The sequence below is a fragment of the Streptomyces sp. NPDC051180 genome (assembly GCF_040689545.1).
Lineage (GTDB): Bacteria > Actinomycetota > Actinomycetes > Streptomycetales > Streptomycetaceae > Streptomyces.
In genome coordinates, this window is record NZ_JBFBBC010000004.1 from 292,995 (window position 1) to 312,144 (window position 19,150).

Sequence of the window (19,150 nt, forward strand, 5' to 3'; positions counted from 1 at the left end):
TGGACCACGCGTCCGTCACACCGGTCGCCGGGCGCAGCCCGTCGGTCACCGGGCGTTGAAGTACTTCGCCTCGGGGTGGTGGATCACGATGGCGTCGGTGGACTGCTCGGGGTGGAGCTGGAACTCCTCCGAGAGGTGCACGCCGATCCGCTCCGGGCGCAGGAGTTCGGCGATCTTCGCGCGGTCCTCCAGGTCGGGGCAGGCGCCGTAGCCGAGGGAGAAGCGGGCGCCGCGGTACTTGAGGTCGAACATGGACTGGACGTCCGCCGGGTCCTCGCCCGCGAAGCCGAGCTCGGCGCGGACGCGCGCGTGCCAGTACTCGGCGAGGGCCTCGGCGAGCTGGACGGAGAGGCCGTGCAGCTCCAGGTAGTCGCGGTAGGAGTCGGAGGCGAAGAGCTTGGCCGTGGCCTCGCCGATCTTCGAGCCGACGGTGACGACCTGGAGGCCGACCACGTCGGTCTCGCCGGACTCCTCCGGGCGGAAGAAGTCCGCGAGGCAGAGGCGGCGGCCCCGGCGCTGGCGCGGGAAGGTGAAGCGGGTCCGCTCGTTGCCCGCCTCGTCCAGGATGATCAGGTCGTCGCCCTTGGAGACGCAGGGGAAGTAGCCGTGGACGACGGCCGCCTCCAGGAGGTTCTCCGTGTGGAGGCGCTCCAGCCAGCCGCGCAGCCGCGGCCGGCCCTCGGACTCGACGAGCTCCTCGTACGAGGGGCCGTCGCCGGCGCGGTTCTGCTTGAGGCCCCACTGGCCCTTGAAGAGGGCGCCCTCGTCCAGCCAGGAGGCGTACTCCTTCAGCGGGATGCCCTTGACGACGCGGGTGCCCCAGAACGGCGGGGTCGGCACCGGGTTGTCGGTGGCCACGTCGGAGCGGCCGCCGGGCTCCGGCTCGTCGACCTGGAGGGCGGGCGTGTCGCGCTTGACGACCCGGCGCTGCTTCAGCTCGGGGAGCGCGGCGCCGGGGACGCCCCGCTTGACCGAGATGAGGGCGTCCATGAGGCGCAGGCCCTCGAAGGCGTCGCGGGCGTAGCGGACCTCGCCCTGGTAGATCTCGTGGAGGTCCTGCTCGACGTAGGCGCGGGTGAGGGCGGCGCCGCCGAGGATCACCGGGTACTTCGCGGCCAGCTCGCGCTGGTTCAGCTCCTGGAGGTTCTCCTTCATGATCACGGTGGACTTCACGAGGAGGCCGGACATGCCGATGACGTCGGCGGAGTGCTCCTCGGCGGCTTCCAGGATCGCGGAGACGGGCTGCTTGATGCCGATGTTGACGACGTTGTAGCCGTTGTTGGACAGGATGATGTCGACGAGGTTCTTGCCGATGTCGTGGACGTCGCCGCGGACGGTGGCGAGCACGATCGTGCCCTTGCCCTCCGCGTCCGACTTCTCCATGTGCGGCTCCAGGTGGGCCACCGCGGTCTTCATGACCTCGGCGGACTGGAGCACGAACGGCAGCTGCATCTGACCGGAGCCGAACAGCTCGCCGACCACCTTCATGCCGTCGAGCAGGGTGTCGTTGACGATGTCGAGGGCGGGCCGGGACTCCAGGGCCTCGTCGAGGTCGGCCTCCAGGCCGTTCTTCTCGCCGTCGACGATGCGGCGCTTGAGGCGCTCGTCCAGGGGCAGGGCGAGGAGTTCCTCGGTCTTGCCGGCCTTCATCGACTTGGTGTTGACGCCCTCGAAGAGCGCCATCAGCTTCTGCAGCGGGTCGTAGCCCTCCGCCCGGCGGTCGTAGATCAGGTCGAGGGCGGTGGTGACCTGCTCGTCGTCGAAGCGGGCGATGGGCAGGATCTTCGAGGCGTGGACGATCGCCGAGTCGAGACCGGCCTTGACGCACTCGTCGAGGAAGACGGAGTTGAGCAGGATGCGGGCGGCCGGGTTGAGGCCGAAGGAGATGTTGGACAGGCCCAGGGTCGTCTGGACGTCCGGGCGGCGGCGCTTGAGCTCGCGGATGGCCTCGATGGTCGCGATGCCGTCCTTGCGGGACTCCTCCTGACCGGTACAGATGGTGAAGGTCAGGGCGTCGATGAGGATGTCCGACTCGTGGATCCCCCAGTTGCCCGTGAGGTCCTCGATGAGCCGCTCGGCGATGGCGACCTTGTGCTCGACGGTGCGGGCCTGGCCCTCCTCGTCGATGGTCAGGGCGATCAGGGCGGCGCCGTGCTCCTGGGCCAGCCGGGTGACCTTGGCGAAGCGGGAGTCGGGGCCGTCGCCGTCCTCGTAGTTGACGGAGTTGATGACCGCCCGGCCGCCGAGCTTCTCCAGGCCGGCGCGCAGGACGTCGACCTCGGTGGAGTCCAGGACGATCGGGAGGGTGGAGGCGGTCGCGAAGCGGCCGGCCAGCTCCTCCATGTCGGCGACGCCGTCGCGGCCCACGTAGTCGACGCAGAGGTCGAGCATGTGGGCGCCCTCGCGGATCTGGTCGCGGGCCATCTCGACGCAGTCGTCCCAGCGGCCTTCGAGCATGGCCTCGCGGAACTTCTTCGAGCCGTTGGCGTTGGTCCGCTCGCCGATCGCCATGTAGGAGGTGTCCTGGCGGAACGGCACGGTCTGGTAGAGCGAGGCGGCGCCGGGCTCGGGCTGGGGGGAGCGCTCGGGGGGCGTGATGCCGTGGACCCGCTCGACGACCTGGCGCAGGTGCTCGGGCGTCGAGCCGCAGCAGCCGCCGACCAGGGAGAGGCCGTAGTCGCGGACGAAGGTCTCCTGCGCGTCGGCCATCTCCGGCGGCGTCAGGGGGAAGTAGGCGCCGTCCTTGGTCAGGATCGGCAGGCCCGCGTTCGGCATGCACATCAGCGGCGTGCGCGAGTGGCGGGCGAGGTAGCGCAGGTGCTCGTTCATCTCGGCCGGGCCGGTCGAGCAGTTCAGGCCGATCATGTCGATGCCGAGCGGCTCCAGGGCGGTCAGCGCCGCGCCGATCTCCGAGCCGAGCAGCATCACGCCGGTGGTCTCGAAGGCGAGGGAGCAGATCAGCGGGACGTCCAGGCCGACGGCCTCCATGGCGCGGCGCGCGCCGATCAGGCTCGCCTTGGTCTGCAGCAGGTCCTGGGTCGTCTCGACGATCAGCGCGTCGGCGCCGCCGGCCAGCAGGCCCTCGGCGTTCTGCTGGTAGCCGTCCCGCAGGACGCCGTACGTGGTGTGGCCGAGGGAGGGGAGCTTGGTGCCGGGGCCGATGGAGCCCAGGACCCAGCGCTGCCGGCCGTCGCGGGCGCCGAACTCGTCGGCGACCTCGCGGGCGATCCGGGCACCGGCCTCGGAGAGCTCGAAGATGCGGTCGGCGATGTCGTACTCGCCGGCGGCCGAGTGGTTGGAGCCGAAGGTGTTGGTCTCGACGCAGTCGACACCGGCCTCGAAGTACTCCTCGTGGACCGAGCGGACGATGTCGGGGCGCGTGACGTTCAGGATCTCGTTGCATCCTTCGAGGTCCTGGAAGTCCTCGAGGGTGGGGTCCTGGGCCTGGAGCATGGTGCCCATGGCTCCGTCGGCGACGACGACACGGCTCGCGAGCGCCTCGCGGAGGGCTGCGGCGCGGGTCCGGCTGTCAGCGGAAGGGGTCGGCAACGAGGCCATGGATGAGCTCCCTGGGATGCGACGGCTGTCGGCTTTGCGCCCTCGGTGGAGGGTGCACGTGGCCAGCGTAACCGCGCTCGGCCCGGGGTGGACACGGCGTCCCACGGGGCGGACGGCATCCTGTGTGCGGGGACTCCCGGTACGACCCGTTCTTGCCCGACACTGTCAGGTGTAACGCAAGGTCGGCATCGACCGATAGTGTTCAGCATTGTCGAACAGCGTGAGAGGGATAAGGGGCCGGGCGATGGCGAAGAACATCCAGTCGCTTGAACGGGCGGCGGCCATGCTGCGACTGCTCGCGGGCGGCGAGCGCCGGCTCGGCCTGTCGGACATCGCGTCCTCGCTGGGACTCGCCAAGGGAACGGCCCACGGCATCCTGCGCACCCTCCAGGCGGAGGGCTTCGTCGAACAGGAGCCGACCTCGGGCCGCTACCAGCTGGGCGCGGAGCTGCTGCGGCTCGGCAACAGCTACCTGGACGTGCACGAGCTGCGGGCGCGGGCCCTGGTCTGGACGGACGACCTGGCCCGGTCCAGCGGCGAGAGCGTCCACCTGGGCGTCCTGCACCAGCGCGGCGTGCTGATCGTGCACCACGTCTTCCGCCCGGACGACAGCCGGCAGGTACTGGAGGTGGGGGCGATGCAGCCGCTGCACTCCACGGCCCTGGGCAAGGTCCTCTCGGCGTACGACCCGGTGGCGCACAGCGAGGTCCTGGAGGTCGAGCGGGAGGCGTTCACGCCGCGCACGACCACGGGACCGGTGGAGTTCGAGGAGCTGCTGGACCTGGTCCGGGCGCGCGGCTGGGCGGCCGACGCGGAGGAGACCTGGGAGGGCGTGGCCTCGGTGGCGGCGCCGATCCACGACCGCCGACGGATGCCGGTGGGCGCGGTGGCGGTCACGGGCGCGGTGGAGCGGCTCTGCCCGGGCGGGGAGCTGCGCCCCGAGCTGGTGGCGGCGGTGCGGGACTGCGCCCGCGCGGTCTCGCGGGACCTGGGGGCGGGCCGCTTCTGACCCGCCGCCGGGGCGCCTCCCCGGGGCTCTCGCGCACGACCGAACCCGTCGGTAACGATCCCGTTATCGGCGGGTTTTTCGCGTCCGGGACCCTTGACGCGCTGTCGAGCCGGGGGCAAAACTTCCGTTCACCGGTCGGCAATGCCGAACAGCTAACGGCAATACACGCTATGGTGTGGCAGTGCCAAGGGCCGGTAACGCCCTCAACACGAGGGCGCGAACCACCGGAGGGACCCGGGGTTCGCCTTCCCCTGGACGAAGGACAAAGGAGTCGCGGGTGTCCAGCTCCGACATCTTCCTCGGCGAGACCATCGGTACCGCCGTACTCATTCTGCTCGGCGGCGGCGTGTGCGCCGCCGTCACGCTCAAGGGCTCCAAGGCCCGCAACGCGGGCTGGCTCGCGATCACCTTCGGGTGGGGCTTCGCCGTCATGACGGCCGTCTACATGACCGCTTCCCTCTCGGGCGCCCATCTGAACCCCGCCGTCACGGTCGGCATCGCGATCAAGGACGGGGAGTGGGGCAACGTCCCCGTCTACCTTGCGGGCCAGATGCTCGGCGCGATGATCGGCGCGGCGCTGGTCTGGGTGGCCTACTACGGCCAGTTCCAGGCGCACCTCGCCGACCCCGAAGCCTCGGGCCAGAAGCCGATCGAGGGCCCCGGCCCGGTGCTCGGCATCTTCTCCACCGGCCCCGAGATCCGTAACACCTGGCAGAACCTGGCCACCGAGATCATCGGCACGGTCGTGCTCGTCCTGGCCGTGCTCACCCAGGGCCTCAACGACAGCGGCAAGGGCCTCGGCGTCATAGGCGCCCTGATCACCGCGTTCGTCGTGGTCTCCATCGGCCTCTCGCTCGGCGGCCCGACCGGTTACGCGATCAACCCGGCCCGCGACCTCGGTCCGCGCATCGTGCACGCCCTGCTGCCGCTGCCGCACAAGGGCGGCTCCGACTGGAGCTACGCCTGGATCCCGGTCGTCGGACCGCTGATCGGTGGCGCCCTCGCCGCGGGTATCTACAACATCGCGTTCGCCTGAGCCGTCCTTCTTCCAGACCTCCCTTGGAGCACACCGTGACCGACGCACACACCTCCGGCCCGTTCATCGCGGCCATCGACCAGGGCACCACCTCCTCGCGCTGCATCGTCTTCGACAAGGACGGCCGGATCGTCTCCGTCGACCAGAAGGAGCACGAGCAGATCTTCCCCAAGCCCGGCTGGGTCGAGCACGACGCCGCCGAGATCTGGACCAACGTCCAGGAGGTCGTCGCGGGCGCCCTGACGAAGGGCGGCATCGCCGCCGCCGACGTCAAGGCCATCGGCATCACCAACCAGCGCGAGACCACGCTGCTCTGGGACAGGACCACCGGCGAGCCCGTCCACAACGCCCTCGTCTGGCAGGACACCCGCACCGACGCGCTCTGCAAGGAGCTCGGCCGCAACGTCGGCCAGGACCGCTTCCGCCGCGAGACCGGCCTGCCCCTCGCGAGCTACTTCGCCGGCCCGAAGATCCGCTGGATGCTCGACAACGTCGAGGGCCTGCGCGAGCGCGCCGAGGCCGGCGACATCCTCTTCGGCACCATGGACTCGTGGGTCATCTGGAACCTGACCGGCGGCGTCGACGGCGGCGTGCACGTCACCGACGTCACCAACGCCTCGCGCACCATGCTGATGAACCTGCACACCCTGGCCTGGGACGAGAAGATCGCCGAGTCGATGGGCGTCCCGCTCAACGTCCTCCCCGAGATCCGCTCCTCCGCCGAGGTCTACGGCCACGTGAAGGACGGCGCACTCGCCGGCGTCCCGGTCGCCTCCGCGCTCGGTGACCAGCAGGCCGCCCTGTTCGGCCAGACCTGTTTCGCCGAGGGCGAGGCCAAGTCCACGTACGGCACCGGCACCTTCATGCTGATGAACACCGGTGACAAGATCATCAACTCCTACAGCGGCCTGCTGACCACGGTCGGCTACCAGATCGGCGACCAGAAGCCGGTCTACGCCCTGGAGGGCTCGATCGCCGTCACCGGCTCGCTGGTGCAGTGGATGCGCGACCAGATGGGCCTGATCAAGTCCGCCGCCGAGATCGAGACCCTCGCGTCCTCGGTCGAGGACAACGGCGGCGCCTACTTCGTGCCGGCCTTCTCCGGCCTGTTCGCCCCGTACTGGCGCTCCGACGCCCGCGGTGTGATCGCCGGCCTCACCCGGTACGTCACCAAGGCGCACATCGCCCGCGCCGTCCTCGAGGCCACCGCCTGGCAGACCCGCGAGATCACCGACGCCATGACGAAGGACTCCGGCGTCGAGCTCACCGCGCTCAAGGTCGACGGCGGCATGACCTCCAACAACCTGCTGATGCAGACCCTCTCGGACTTCCTGGACGCGCCCGTCGTGCGTCCGATGGTCGCCGAGACCACCTGCCTCGGCGCCGCCTACGCCGCCGGCCTGGCCGTCGGCTTCTGGCCGGACACCGACGCGCTGCGCGCCAACTGGCGCCGTGCCGCCGAATGGACCCCTCGCATGGACGCCGGCAGGCGTGACAGCGAGTACAAGAGCTGGCTCAAGGCCGTGGAACGGTCCATGGGCTGGCTGGATGACGCATCCGAGGAGTAAGACACATGACCACCCTGCAGAGCGTCCCCGCCCTCGGGACGCACCCGGCGTCCGGCTCCCTCCCGAGCCGCGCCGAGACCCGGGACCAGCTTTCCAAGGCGACGTACGACCTCCTGGTGATCGGCGGCGGCATCCTGGGCATCTCCACCGCCTGGCACGCCGCGCAGTCGGGCCTGCGGGTGGCCCTGGTGGACGCCGGCGACTTCGCCGGCGCCACCTCCTCCGCCTCCTCGAAGCTGCTCCACGGCGGTCTGCGCTACCTGCAGACCGGCGCGGTGAAGCTGGTCGCGGAGAACCACTTCGAGCGGCGTGCGGTCTCCCGTCAGGTGGCACCGCACCTCGCCAACCCCCTCACCTTCTACCTGCCGGTCTACAAGGGCGGCCCGCACGGCGCGGCCAAGCTCGGCGCCGGCGTCTTCGCCTACAGCGCCCTCTCGGCCTTCGGTGACGGCGTCGGGCACCTGCTCTCCCCCGCCAAGGCCGCGCAGGACGTGCCGGAGCTGCGGACCGACAACCTCAAGGCCGTCGCCGTCTACGGCGACGACCAGATGAACGACGCCCGCATGGCGCTGATGACGGTCCGCGCGGCGGTCGACGCCGGCGCCACCGTCCTCAACCACGCCGAGGTCACCGGGCTGCGCTTCACCCGGGGCCGGGTCACCGGCGCCGAACTGAAGGACCGCACCAGCGGCGACGAGTTCGGCGTGAGCGCCCGCCTCGTGCTGAACGCGACCGGTCCGTGGGTCGACCACCTGCGCCGGATGGAGGACCCCAACGCGGCCCCCTCCATCCGCCTCTCCAAGGGCGCCCACCTGGTCCTCAAGCGGACCTCGCCCTGGAAGGCCGCGCTGGCCACCCCGATCGACAAGTACCGCATCACCTTCGCCCTCCCCTGGGAGGACATGCTGCTCCTCGGCACCACCGACGAGGAGTACGAGGGCGACCCGGGCCAGGTCGAGGTCACCGAGAAGGACACCGCCCAGATCCTGGACGAGGCCGCCTTCTCCATCCGCGACCAGCAGCTGTCGCGGGACCTCATCACCTACGCCTTCGCCGGCCTGCGGGTGCTCCCCGGCGGCCCCGGGGACACCTCCAAGGCCAAGCGCGAGACGGTCGTCACCGAGGGCCGCGGCGGCATGCTGTCGGTGGCCGGCGGCAAGTGGACGACCTTCCGCCACATCGGCCGCACGGTCATGAAGAAGCTGGAGCAGCTCCCCGGCCACCCGCTGGGCGAGGACTACGAGCCGGTGTCCGCGCTGCCCAAGCGGCTGCCGCTGCCCGGCATAGCCAACCCGAACGCGGTCGCCCACCGGCTGCTCGTCGACGGACCGGCGCCCGGCCCGCGGATGGCCGCCGACACCGCCAAGCACCTGGCCACGCACTACGGTTCCCTCTCGTTCGACATCGCCCGCATGGCGAACGAGAACCCGGACCTCGCCCGCCGCATCCACCCGGACGCGCCGGAGATCTGGGCGCAGGTCGCCTACGCCCGCGACCACGAGTGGGCCGAGACGGCGGACGACGTGCTGCGCCGCCGTACGACCCTGACGATCCGCGGTCTCGCGACGGACGAGATCCGCGCCGACGTCGAGTCCATGCTGCGGAAGTAGCACGACGGCAACTCCTTTGCGCACGGGGGCGGTTCCTCTTCGAGGGGCCGCCCCCGCGGCGTGCCATGCGGCGTCCACACGGCCGCAACACTCGGCGCGCAGAGTGGACGCATGAAGTTTCAGGTGCTGTCGATCGTCCACCACTCCCCGCACCCGCTCACCGGAGAGATCCTCACCGCCGCCGACCGGCTGGAGCAGGTCGTCACGCTCGGCGAGACCGCCGAGCGCCTCGGCTTCGACGCGTACGCGGTGGGAGAGCGGCACGCCGGCCCGTTCCTCTCCTCGGCCCCGACCGTCCTGCTGGCCGCGCTCGCCGCCCGGACCACCCGGATCAGGCTGCTGACCGGTGTGACCGTGGTCGCGATCCTGGACCCGGTCCGGGTCGCCGAGGACTACGCCACCCTCGACCAGCTCTCCCGCGGACGGCTCGAACTCGTCGTCGGCAAGGGCGCGGAGGCCGGGCACTTCGACCTCTTCGGGCTCGACGAGGGACGGCAGTGGGACCTCCAGAAGGAGAAGTACGAGCTGCTCCGCCGGCTGTGGACCGAGGAGGGCGTCGACTGGGAGGGCGAGTTCCGCCCGCCGCTGAAGAACGTCACCACCGTGCCGCGTCCGTACGCCGGACCGCCCCGGATCTGGCACGGCTCGGCCACCAGCCTGAACTCCCCCGAGCTCGCGGCGAAGCACGGCGACCCGCTGTTCACCGCCAACGCGATCCAGCCCCGGGAGGCGTACGCCGGGCTCATCGCGCACTACCGCGAGAAGTTCGAGGAGTACGGCCACAACCCGGCCCACGCGCGCGTGGCGGCCGGTTCCGGCGGCCTGCTCATCGCCGACACCGCCGAGCAGGCGGTCGCCCGCTACAAGGACCTGTACGAGGCGAAGGTCCGGCAGAGCTTCCGGCCGCACCTGGAGGGGAAGGCCGGGTACAACACGCCGTTCCGCACCGTCGAGGACGCGATCGCGGGCGGCCCCCAGCTGATCGGCTCGCCCCAGCAGATCATCGACAAGATCCTCGGCTACCACGAGCACTACGGGCACGACCTGCAGTCGGTCACGGTCGACACCTTCGGCCAGTCGACGGCCGAGCAGGCGGAAACGCTCCAGCGCTTCGCGGAGGAGATCGCGCCGGTGGTGCGGAGGGAGGCGCCGAGCACGCTCTGGGAGGAGTGAGGCCGCCGTGTGCGGAGGGGAGTTCCTGGGTAGTCGATCAAGGCCGCACGGGTTTTCGGGGATGTCCGGGGGCTGCGGGCGGACCGCCGGAAAGCCGTAAGGTTGGTCCGTACGACAGGAACTTCGAATAAGGAGGCGCTGGGTGATCGAGCTCGAGGGGGTACCCGAGCTGATCGACCCGGTCATGGTGGCCGCGTTCGAGGGCTGGAACGACGCCGGCGACGCCGCCTCCACCGCGGTCGCCCACCTGGACCGGGAATGGAAGGGCGAGGTGTTCGCGGCGCTGGACGCCGAGGACTACTACGACTTCCAGGTCAACCGGCCCACGGTCTTCCTGGACAACGGCGTCCGGAAGATCACCTGGCCGACGACCAGGCTCTCCGTGGTGCGGGTCGGCGGCGACAAGCCGCGCGACCTGGTGCTCGTCCGGGGCATCGAACCCTCGATGCGCTGGCGCTCCTTCTGCAACGAGCTGCTCGCCTTCGCCCACGAACTGGGCGTGGAGATGGTGGTGATCCTGGGCGCGCTGCTCGGTGACACCCCGCACACCCGTCCGGTCCCGGTCAGCGGGGTCACGTCCGACCCGGACCTGGCCCGGACGATGGACCTGGAGGAGACCCGCTACGAGGGCCCGACCGGCATCGTGGGCATCCTCCAGGAGGCGTGCACGCACGCGGGGGTGCCGGCGGTGAGCCTGTGGGCCGCGGTCCCGCACTACGTGTCGCAGCCGCCGAACCCGAAGGCGACGCTCGCGCTCCTCAACCGCCTGGAGGACCTGATCGGTCTGCGCATCCCGCTGGGCGAGCTGCCCGAGGACGCGCGGGCGTGGCAGCTGGGCGTGGACCAGCTGGCCGCCGAGGACAGCGAGGTCGCCGAGTACGTGCAGACCCTGGAGGAGGCGCGGGACACGGCCGAGCTGCCGGAGGCGTCGGGCGAGGCCATCGCCCGCGAGTTCGAGCGGTATCTGCGGCGGCGCGAGCCGGGCAGCGGTCCCGGGCCCGGTGTGGCGACGGACGGCGACTCGCCGTTCCTGCGCGACGCCGGCGGCGGCCGCACCCGGCCACCGAAGCCGGAGCAGCCCGGTCCGGAAGCCGTACCGGGCGCCGAACCGGCGCCGGAGGCGGGCACGAGACCGAGCCGGGAGCCGGGTCCGGAGCCCGGCGCGACGCCGGAAGCGGGCGCGGAAGCGGATCCGGGAGCCGAGGCGGCCGGTGGGCCGGAAGCGGATCCGGAGACGGACCCGGGCGCCGGGCCCCGGCCGCCGGCCGAGGGCCGCGACGGCGAGGACGCGGAGTGACCCGTACGGGAGGGGTGGCGTGGCCGCCCCTCCCGTACGGCTTTCCGGACCCGGCCGGATCTCGCGGTCGCGGACCGCGGATCAGCCGCAGGCGAGGCGGGCCGCGGCCCAGTCCCCGTGGTCACCGCTCTTGGACCCGTTGGTGTCCGTGATCCGCAGCCGGAGGTGGCGTGCCCCGGTCACGTCGACGTTCACGGGCAGGGTCGCGGAGGCTCCGGTGAGCCGGGGCGAGGTCCACAGGACCCTGCCGTCGGCCTCGACGGAGAAGGCCACCTCCCCGTAGCCGTTGATCTCGTCGTCGATGCCGACGTCGGCGGTGAGGGCGGTGCAGCGGCCGCCGAGGTAGACCTCGATGTCGGAGTCGGCGTGGGCGCCGATGCCCTTCTCGTAGGTCGTGCCCGCGAGGGTGAGGGGCCGGCCGTCGGCGGCGCCGGACTCGCCGTTGGAGCGGTCGCGTTCCGGCGGTCCCCAGCCGTTGGTGGAGCGCAGCCAGACGAGGTCGCTCGCCCAGGCGTCGCCGGTGGGCGGCGGGGGCATCACGCCGACCGCGAGCCGCTGGGTGGCGGTGCGGTCGACGCCGGCCGCGCGGTGGCGGGCGGTCGCCGTGAGCGTGGCCTCGCCCGGCTGGGCACCGGCCGCGGGGGTGACCGTCACCTCGACCCGGCGGGTGGTGCCGGCCGGGACGCGGGCGATCGGGGCCGCCGGGGCGACCTGCCAGCCGGCCGGGACGTCCAGGGAGACCCGTACGTCGGTGGCGTCCCTGGTTACCGCGGTGACGTCCACGGCGACGGTGCCGGGGACGCCGGCGCCGAGCTCCTGCCCGGTGGGGGCGGCCAGGACGGCGGGGGCGCCCGGGACGGTCCCGCCCACCGCGCTGGTCTCGGTCAGCCGCAGTTCGAAGCCGCGGCCGGTGGACAGGGCCGCGGTCTTGACCCGGACCACTCCCCCGCGCTCCTCGCGGTCGTACCACCAGCCCTCGACGGCGGCGTCGAAGGCGGCACGCGAGGTGAGGCCGGGCAGCTTGCGCCCGTCGAGCCGGACGCTGCCGGGGGCGTCGCCGGTGTGGACGGTGAAGGCGTACGGCCGGGCCGCCGGCTTGCCGGTGTACGTGCCGGTGCTCGGGCCGACGCGGACGGAGACGTCTCCGGGACCGGCGTTCGGGGCGCGCACCTCGGCGCGCTGGGTGGCGTAGCGGCCGGTGCGGTGCTCGCGGGTGACGCCGTCGTCCTCGTACAGCTCGAAGGACGAGGTGCCCTGGGGGTAGACGTCCCAGGCCAGCGGGGCGCCGGGGGCGCGGTCGGTGTACGAGCGGATGCCTCCGGGCCACATCGGGACGGCCGCCCCGGCCCGGACGAAGAGGGGCAGGGTGTCGAGCGGGGCGCTGTAGTCGTCTAGGGTGACCGGGCCCTGGTGGACGCGGCCGCTCCAGTAGTCGATCCAGGTGCCCGCGGGCAGGTAGATGCCGTCGCGTTCGACCGCGTCCTGGTAGACGGGCGCGACCAAGAAGTCCTCGCCGCTGAGGAACTCGTACTTGGCGGCGTCGCTCGCGGCCTTCGGGTCGTCCGGGTACTCCAGGGCGAGCGGCCGCGCGAGGCCGACGCCGGTCCCGGTGGCCCGGTGGGCGTGGCTGTAGATGTACGGGAGGAGGGCCTCGTGGAGCTTGAGGGAGGCGCGGTTGATCGTGGTGTAGGGCTCGCCGTACCGGAAGGGCTGCTTGTCGCTGGCGGCCCAGCCGTCCATCGTCATGGTGACGGGCAGGAAGGTCTTCCACTGGAGGTCGCGGGTGTAGGTCTTGGCGCTGCCGCCGAAGATGCCGTCGACGTCCCCGGTGGTGTAGGCGAGGCCGGACATGGACGCGCCGGCGTAGGTGGGTATCTGCCAGCGGATGTACTCCCAGCTGCCGGACTGGTCGCCGGACCACTGGACGCCGCAGCGCTGGGCGCCCGACCAGCTCTCGGGGGCCCAGGTGAAGCCGCGGGCGTCGCTGTTGGCCTCGATCCCCGCGTGGGCGTCCTTGCAGCCGTCGAGGGCGAACTTGTAGCCCTCGCCGACCCAGGCGACGTCGAGCTTGGCGACCCGCTGGCCGGCCTTGACCTGCTCGCCGAGCCGGTCGATGCCGTCCTCGGTCCACAGGCCCAGCTTCATGCCCCGGTCGCCGAGTCCCGCGGATGCCTCGGCGAGGTTCTCGTAGCCGCAGCCGTAGCCGTCGTTGACGAGCATCCAGCCGTTGGGCATGTCGTGGGAGACGTAGCCGTCGGCGACCTTCAGCGCGTCGAGGGTGCGGCGTTCGCCCCGGTTGGCGTTGTGGAGGTAGCAGTCGGCGTCGCCGATCTCCAGGCCGTACACCGGGGGCAGGAAGGGCTTGCCGGTGAGCCGGGTGTACTGGCCGATGACGTCCTTGGCGGCGTCGCGGCCGGTGCCGGTGAAGTAGTAGGCGTCGAAGCGCTGTTCCTTGGCGGCGGTGGTGACGGGGTCGGCGAAGGCGTAGGTGTTGGGGGCGTAGGTGTTGCGGTAGACGCCGTAGCCGGCGGAGGAGAGGTAGAACGGGACGGAGTTGGGGTGGCCGCCGTCGTTCCAGTTGTAGTCGACGCCGACCTCGACGGTCTTGTCGCGGTGGGAGGTGTTGCCGCGGCCGTTCTGCATGCCCGCGCCGTAGAACTGCTCCGTGGCGCCCCGGGCGAGGGTCTGGACGGTGCGGTCCTGGTTCCAGGTCAGGCCCCGGGTCTCGGACCAGAGCGGGGTGCCGTCGGCGCGGACGGCCGCGAAGCGGAGCGGCGCCTTGTAGGCGCGCAGGGTCACCTCGGCGGTGCCGAGTTCGTAGCGGTCGCCGAGGTCGCGCCAGCGGGTGGCCGGCGGCGGGCCCTGGGGCAGGGTGATGTCGTTGCCGGTGGGGTCGGCGAACTTCCCGTCGGGGGCGAGTTCGATGCGGAAGGTGTCGGCAGTGACGAAGGAAACACGGGCCTCGGCCCGGCCGGCGGTCAGCCGGTAGACGGATCCGTCGGCGGCGAAGCCGGTGACCTCGCCCACGGTGGTGTCGGACGGTTCGGCCGTGGCGGTGGCACCGGGTCCGGTGAGGGTGGCGACGAACCCGAGGAGTGCTCCGACGACTGCAGCTCTCATGCGCATTGATGATTGCATGCTGCCTCTTTAGCGCAGATTCGAGCATGACGACAGGACAAAAAGGAACCGCCCTCGGACTTCTTGAGAAGTCCAAGGGCGGCTGCGCAGAAGGGAGTTGCGCGGAAGGGGCTCTTACAGGGCGACGCCGAGCAGGGCGTCGACGGCGCGGGAGACCAGGCCGGGGGCGGATTCGTCGTCCCCGCCCTCGGCCGTCTGCAGCGCGGCCCAGCGGTCCACCGCGGCGAGCGCGGAGGGGGTGTCGAGGTCGTCGGAGAGCGCCTCGCGGAGCTCCTCTACGAGCGCGTCGGCGGGCGTGCCGTCGGGGCGGGACACGGCGGCGCGCCAGCGGTCGAGGCGCTCCACGGCGTCCTGGAGGACCTGGTCGGTCCACTCCCAGTCGGCGCGGTAGTGGTGGGAGAGGAGCGCCAGCCGGATGGCGGCCGGGTCGACGCCGTCACGGCGGAGCCGGGAGACGAAGACCAGGTTGCCCTTGGACTTCGACATCTTCTCGCCGTCCAGCGCGACCATGCCGGCGTGGACGTACGCCTTCGCCATCGGGTACTCGCCGGTGAGCGTCTGGGCGTGGGAGGCGCCCATCTCGTGGTGCGGGAAGATCAGGTCCGAGCCGCCGCCCTGCACGTCGAAGCCCATGCCCAGGTGGTCGAGGGCGATGGCGACGCACTCGATGTGCCAGCCGGGCCGGCCGGGGCCGAGGCTCGCGCCGTCCCAGCTCGGCTCGCCCTCGCGGGCGGCCATCCAGAGCATCGGGTCGAGCGGGTTCTTCTTGCCCGGGCGCTCCGGGTCGCCGCCGCGCTCGGCGGAGAGGTGGCGCATCAGTTCGGCGGTGTAGTTCGAGACCTGCCCGAAGTGCGGGTCGGCGTCGACGGAGAAGTAGACGTCGCCGTCGAGCTCGTAGGCGGCGCCGGACTCACGGAGGCGCTCGACGAGCGGGACGATGCCCGGTATGGCCTCGACCGCGCCGATGTAGTGCTGCGGCGGCAGCATCCGCAGGGCGGTCATGTCCTCGCGGAAGAGGGCGGTCTCCCGCTCGGCCAGGCCGACCCAGTCGACGCCGTCGCGGATCGCGCGCTCCAGGAGCGGGTCGTCCACGTCCGTCACGTTCTGGACGTAGTGCACCTGCCGCTTGGTGTCGAGCCACACGCGCTGAACGAGGTCGAACGCGTTGTAGGTCGCCGCGTGACCCATGTGGGTCGCGTCGTACGGCGTGATGCCGCAGACGTAGATACGGGCGACGGGGCCGGGGGCGAGGGTGACTCGTCCGCCGGTCGCGGTGTCGTGGATCCGGAGGTCGCGGCCCTTGCCGGGAAGGGCGGGGACCTCAGAAGCGGGCCAGGCATGCATGACCCGAGCGTAACCGGACAGGTGTTCCGGATACGAACCGGATCCGGGATCTTGACCGATTAGGTGCTCTTGCGGGTCGGAGGCGTGCGTGCATACCCCCCAGGGGTGCCGGGCCCGCAGCAGCCGTGGCCGAAACCTTTCGCCCCGGTCTCAGACCGGCGGCCAGGGGATCGCCGGCCACTGTCCCGACGGTTCCGGATGCCGCCCCGTGGCGCGCAGAGCCCCCACGCGGGCGCGTACGGCGTCGATCTCGGCGGCGGTGAGCAGTTCCGCCAGACGGGCGGCGAGCGGCTCCCCGGGAGCCAGGGAACGGCCGAGACCGTCCAGGACCCCGACCGCCTCGGCGGGCAGCTCCTCGCCCGCCCAGCCCCACAGCAGGGTCCGCAGCTTGTCCTCGACGTGGAAGGAGACCCCGTGGTCGATCCCGTACAGCCGGCCGCCCGGGGCCGGCAGCAGGTGCCCGCCCTTCCGGTCGCCGTTGTTGATCACCGCGTCCAGGACGGCCAGCCGCCGCATCTCGGGGGTGTCCGCGTGCACGAGGAGCGCGGTCCGGTCCTCGTCCACCTGGGCGGGCCCGACGGCCTTCCAGCCCTCGCCCGCCTCGTCGTCCTCGGTCAGGGCCAGCAGCCGCGCCTCGGGGTCGGCCTCGATCCACAGCTGGACCATGCCCTCCCCGTACGGCCCGTCCCGCAGCACCGTCGGCGGGATCAGCCCCCAGCCGGTGGCCTCGGAGAGCTCGTACGCGGCGACCTCGCGCTGGGCGAGGGTGCCGTCGGGGAAGTCCCACAGCGGCTGCTCGCCCGCGACGGGCTTGTAGACGCAGGCCGCCTCACGGCCCTCGTACGCGACGGAGCAGTACAGCACGGCGTTGGACGCCTCGCGGACCCGGCCGCGCACGGTCAGCTCACCGCGGGCCAGCAGCTCGGCGTCCGGCGGCGTCGGGGGGCTGCTGCTCATGCTCCGCGGCGGTATCCGTTCTGGCGCGGGCAGACGTGCCCTTCGGGGTCGAGCGGCAGGCTGCACAGGGGGCACGGCGGACGGCCCGCGTTGACCACGTCCAGGGCCCGCTTGGCGAAGGCCCTGGCCTGGGCCCCGCTGAGGCGGACCCGGAGCATCGGCGGACCGTTCTCCTCGTCCTGGAGCAGCCGCTCCTCGGCCTCGGCGAGGTCCTCCTCGGAGTCCACGTCGAGTTCTACGAGGGCCTGGGCCTCGACGATCATCCGCTGCTCCTCGCCGTCCCAGGCCAGCGCCATGGTCCCGACCCGGAACTCCTCCTCGACGGGGGCGTCGAGCGGGGCGGTGTCGGAGATCTCGGCGGGCGCGACGGCAGGGACCGGGGCGTTGCCCCCGGTGCGGCGCACGACCTCGTCGAGGAGTTCGTCTATCCGCTCGGCGAGCGCGGCCACCTGCGTCTTCTCCAGGGCCACGCTGGTGACCCGGCCTGCGGCCGACGCCTGGAGGAAGAACGTACGGCGGCCAGGCAGCCCGACCGTGCCGGCCACGAAACGCTCCGGTGGGTCGTAGAGGAACACCTGACGGGACACGTTCCCGGCTCCCTTGGGTCTCGACAGTCGTACTACAGCGGCGCGTCCACCCTACTGCTCAAGAGGATCACGGTGCGCCCGCACCACCCCCGACCTCCGCCGTCCCGCCGGCGTCGGGGTGGTCGCGGGGGGCGAGCGCGGCGAAGTCGCCCGTGTCGCCGAGGCGGACGAGGAAGGGCCGCAGGCGCGTGTAGCGGATGACGGTGACCGAGCACGGGTCGACGTGGATGCGCTGGAAGAGGTCGAGGTGGAGTCCGAGGGCGTCGGCGACGACCGACTTCACGATGTCCCCGTGGGAGCACATGAGGTACGTGGCGTCCTCACCGTGCTCGGCCTCCACGCGGGCGTTCCAGTCGCGCACCGCCTCGACGGCACGGAACTGCATGGTGCGCATGGACTCGCCGCCGGGGAAGGCCGCGGCGGAGGCGTGCGCCTGGACGACGTCCATCAGGGGCTCGTCGTTCAGCTCGGCCAGCTTCCGGCCCGACCAGTCCCCGTAGTCGCACTCGTTGATCCGCTCCTCCACGTGGAACGGCAGGTCCGGGCGGGCCTCCAGGAGGGGCCGCAGGGTCTCCCGGCAGCGCTGGAGGGGGCTGGAGACGGCGGCGGCGAGCGGGACGCCCGCGAGGCGGCCGGGGAGGGCCGCGGCCTGCGCGGCCCCGCGCTCGTCGAGCGCGATGCCGGGCGTGCGCCCGGCGAGGACCCCGGAGGTGTTGGCGGTGGAGCGTCCGTGCCGGACGAGGATCAGCGTGGCCATGCGGGCCAGCCTAGGGGGCCGGGCGGACGAGTGACGGGGACGGCCGGATCGCGGGACCGCGGGCACCGGTCCCGCCGGACGTGTCCCACGCGTGCGTGGCCGGCCGGATCGGGGGCAGAATGCGCCGCGTGATCGTGGACTCTGCCCTCTACCGCGACGGGCGCCGCAGCGACGGCCCCGCCGACCTCTCCGATGCCCTGGAGGAGGCGAGGGCGAGCGGGGACGCCTTCCTGTGGGTGGGGCTGCACGAGCCGACGGAGGCGGAGTTCGACCACGTGGCCTCCGAGTTCGCGCTGCACCCGCTCGCGGTCGAGGACGCGCTCAAGGCGCATCAGCGGCCCAAGCTGGAGGTCTACGACGACTCGCTGTTCATGGTCCTCAAGCCGATCGTGTACGAGCCGGAGAGCGACCGGGTGTCCTCCGGCGAGCTCATGATCTTCATGGGCGACTCGTTCGTGGTCACGGTCCGGCACGGCGAGGGGGCGCCCCTGATGGCGGTGCGCAAGCGCCTGGAGGCCGACCACGACCTCCTGCGGCACGGGCCGACGGCGGTGCTGTACGCGGTGAGCGACGCGATCGTCGACCACTACCTGGACGTCGCGGGCGAGCTCCAGGTGGACCTGGAGGAGCTGGAGGCCGACGTCTTCGCGCCCACCGGGGGCAATCCTGCGAACACCGCCGAGCGCATCTACACGGCGAAGCGCCAGGTCCTGGAGTTCCGCCGGGCCAGCGGACCGCTGGCCGGGCCGATGTCCCGGCTGACGGCCGGCACCGTGCCCTTCGTGGAGGAGGCGGCCCAGCCCTTCTTCCGTGACGTCAACGACCACCTGCTGCGCTCCAACGAACAGGTGGAGGGGCTCGACCGGCTGCTCTCGGACGTGCTGTCGGCCCATCTCGCGCAGATGGGGGTGCGCCAGAACGACGACATGCGGAAGATCTCGGCGTGGGCCGCCATGGCCGCCGTCCCCACGATGGTCGCCGGCATCTACGGCATGAACTTCGAGCACATGCCGGAGCTGCGGTGGGAGTGGTCCTACCCGGTCGTGATCGTCGTGATGACGGGCATCGTCGTCACGCTGTACCGGCTCTTCAAGCGCCGCGGCTGGATGTGAGGGG

At 71.9% G+C, this 19,150-nt stretch carries 13 protein-coding genes; 7 read left to right on the plus strand and 6 right to left on the minus strand.

Annotated features, from left to right (window positions below):
- Nucleotides 1-45: 45 nt before the first annotated feature.
- Nucleotides 46-3,558, minus strand: coding sequence for a methionine synthase (gene metH, locus AB0424_RS10425; RefSeq protein ID WP_366303836.1), 3,513 nt, complete (start codon nt 3,556-3,558; stop codon nt 46-48).
- A 244-nt stretch (nt 3,559-3,802) separates the two neighbouring features.
- Between metH and AB0424_RS10430 the strand changes: the two genes are divergently transcribed.
- The 6 genes from AB0424_RS10430 (at nt 3,803) to AB0424_RS10455 (ending at nt 11,251) form a co-directional block, all read left to right on the plus strand.
- Nucleotides 3,803-4,567 (plus strand): IclR family transcriptional regulator, encoded by a 765-nt coding sequence (locus AB0424_RS10430; protein ID WP_366303838.1) that lies wholly within the window; start codon nt 3,803-3,805, stop codon nt 4,565-4,567.
- A 277-nt stretch (nt 4,568-4,844) separates the two neighbouring features.
- Nucleotides 4,845-5,603: an MIP/aquaporin family protein gene (locus AB0424_RS10435; protein WP_366303840.1), complete on the plus strand. Its 759-nt coding sequence runs from the start codon at nt 4,845-4,847 to the stop codon at nt 5,601-5,603.
- A gap of 35 nt (nt 5,604-5,638) precedes the next feature.
- On the plus strand, nt 5,639-7,171 hold the full coding sequence (glpK, locus tag AB0424_RS10440; protein WP_366303841.1) for a glycerol kinase GlpK: 1,533 nt from the start codon (nt 5,639-5,641) through the stop codon (nt 7,169-7,171).
- Nucleotides 7,172-7,176: 5 nt separating this feature from the next.
- Nucleotides 7,177-8,781 (plus strand): glycerol-3-phosphate dehydrogenase/oxidase, encoded by a 1,605-nt coding sequence (locus tag AB0424_RS10445; protein WP_366303843.1) that lies wholly within the window; start codon nt 7,177-7,179, stop codon nt 8,779-8,781.
- Nucleotides 8,782-8,892: 111 nt separating this feature from the next.
- Entirely contained in the window at nt 8,893-9,954 is a 1,062-nt protein-coding gene (locus AB0424_RS10450; protein ID WP_366303845.1) for an LLM class flavin-dependent oxidoreductase, read from the plus strand.
- 142 nt (nt 9,955-10,096) lie between these two features.
- The gene (locus AB0424_RS10455) at nt 10,097-11,251 is read left to right on the plus strand and encodes a PAC2 family protein (protein WP_366303846.1); all 1,155 of its coding nucleotides are present in this window, start codon (nt 10,097-10,099) and stop codon (nt 11,249-11,251) included.
- 81 nt (nt 11,252-11,332) lie between these two features.
- Here AB0424_RS10455 and AB0424_RS10460 read toward each other — a convergent pair whose 3' ends face one another.
- The 5 genes from AB0424_RS10460 to AB0424_RS10480 form a co-directional block, all read right to left on the minus strand.
- A complete protein-coding gene (locus AB0424_RS10460; RefSeq protein WP_366303848.1) occupies nt 11,333-14,389 on the minus strand; it encodes an NPCBM/NEW2 domain-containing protein in 3,057 nt (1,018 codons plus the stop codon).
- A gap of 114 nt (nt 14,390-14,503) precedes the next feature.
- Nucleotides 14,504-15,733, minus strand: coding sequence for a cysteine--1-D-myo-inosityl 2-amino-2-deoxy-alpha-D-glucopyranoside ligase (gene mshC, locus AB0424_RS10465; protein ID WP_366303850.1), 1,230 nt, complete (start codon nt 15,731-15,733; stop codon nt 14,504-14,506).
- A 150-nt stretch (nt 15,734-15,883) separates the two neighbouring features.
- On the minus strand, nt 15,884-16,690 hold the full coding sequence (locus AB0424_RS10470; RefSeq protein ID WP_366303852.1) for an SCO1664 family protein: 807 nt from the start codon (nt 16,688-16,690) through the stop codon (nt 15,884-15,886).
- Nucleotides 16,687-17,277, minus strand: coding sequence for a DUF3090 domain-containing protein (locus tag AB0424_RS10475; protein WP_053194492.1), 591 nt, complete (start codon nt 17,275-17,277; stop codon nt 16,687-16,689). The genes AB0424_RS10470 and AB0424_RS10475 overlap by 4 nt, the downstream gene beginning before the upstream one ends.
- Before the next feature lie 67 nt (nt 17,278-17,344).
- The gene (locus AB0424_RS10480) at nt 17,345-18,034 is read right to left on the minus strand and encodes a histidine phosphatase family protein (RefSeq protein WP_366303853.1); all 690 of its coding nucleotides are present in this window, start codon (nt 18,032-18,034) and stop codon (nt 17,345-17,347) included.
- A 119-nt stretch (nt 18,035-18,153) separates the two neighbouring features.
- Between AB0424_RS10480 and AB0424_RS10485 the strand changes: the two genes are divergently transcribed.
- The gene (locus AB0424_RS10485) at nt 18,154-19,146 is read left to right on the plus strand and encodes a magnesium and cobalt transport protein CorA (RefSeq protein ID WP_366303855.1); all 993 of its coding nucleotides are present in this window, start codon (nt 18,154-18,156) and stop codon (nt 19,144-19,146) included.
- Nucleotides 19,147-19,150 lie beyond the last annotated feature (4 nt).

Excerpts from the sequence above, each read along its gene's own strand:
- AB0424_RS10445 (WP_366303843.1), top strand. The coding sequence starts at position 7,177 with ATGACCACCCTGCAGAGCGTCCCCGCCCTCGGGACGCACCCGGCGTCC.
- AB0424_RS10450 (WP_366303845.1), top strand. The coding sequence starts at position 8,893 with ATGAAGTTTCAGGTGCTGTCGATCGTCCACCACTCCCCGCACCCGCTC.
- AB0424_RS10480 (WP_366303853.1), bottom strand. The coding sequence starts at position 18,034 with ATGGCCACGCTGATCCTCGTCCGGCACGGACGCTCCACCGCCAACACC.
- AB0424_RS10430 (WP_366303838.1), top strand. The coding sequence starts at position 3,803 with ATGGCGAAGAACATCCAGTCGCTTGAACGGGCGGCGGCCATGCTGCGA.
- AB0424_RS10460 (WP_366303848.1), bottom strand. The coding sequence starts at position 14,389 with ATGCAATCATCAATGCGCATGAGAGCTGCAGTCGTCGGAGCACTCCTC.
- mshC (WP_366303850.1), bottom strand. The coding sequence starts at position 15,733 with ATGCATGCCTGGCCCGCTTCTGAGGTCCCCGCCCTTCCCGGCAAGGGC.
- AB0424_RS10485 (WP_366303855.1), top strand. The coding sequence starts at position 18,154 with ATGCGCCGCGTGATCGTGGACTCTGCCCTCTACCGCGACGGGCGCCGC.
- metH (WP_366303836.1), bottom strand. The coding sequence starts at position 3,558 with ATGGCCTCGTTGCCGACCCCTTCCGCTGACAGCCGGACCCGCGCCGCA.
- AB0424_RS10470 (WP_366303852.1), bottom strand. The coding sequence starts at position 16,690 with ATGAGCAGCAGCCCCCCGACGCCGCCGGACGCCGAGCTGCTGGCCCGC.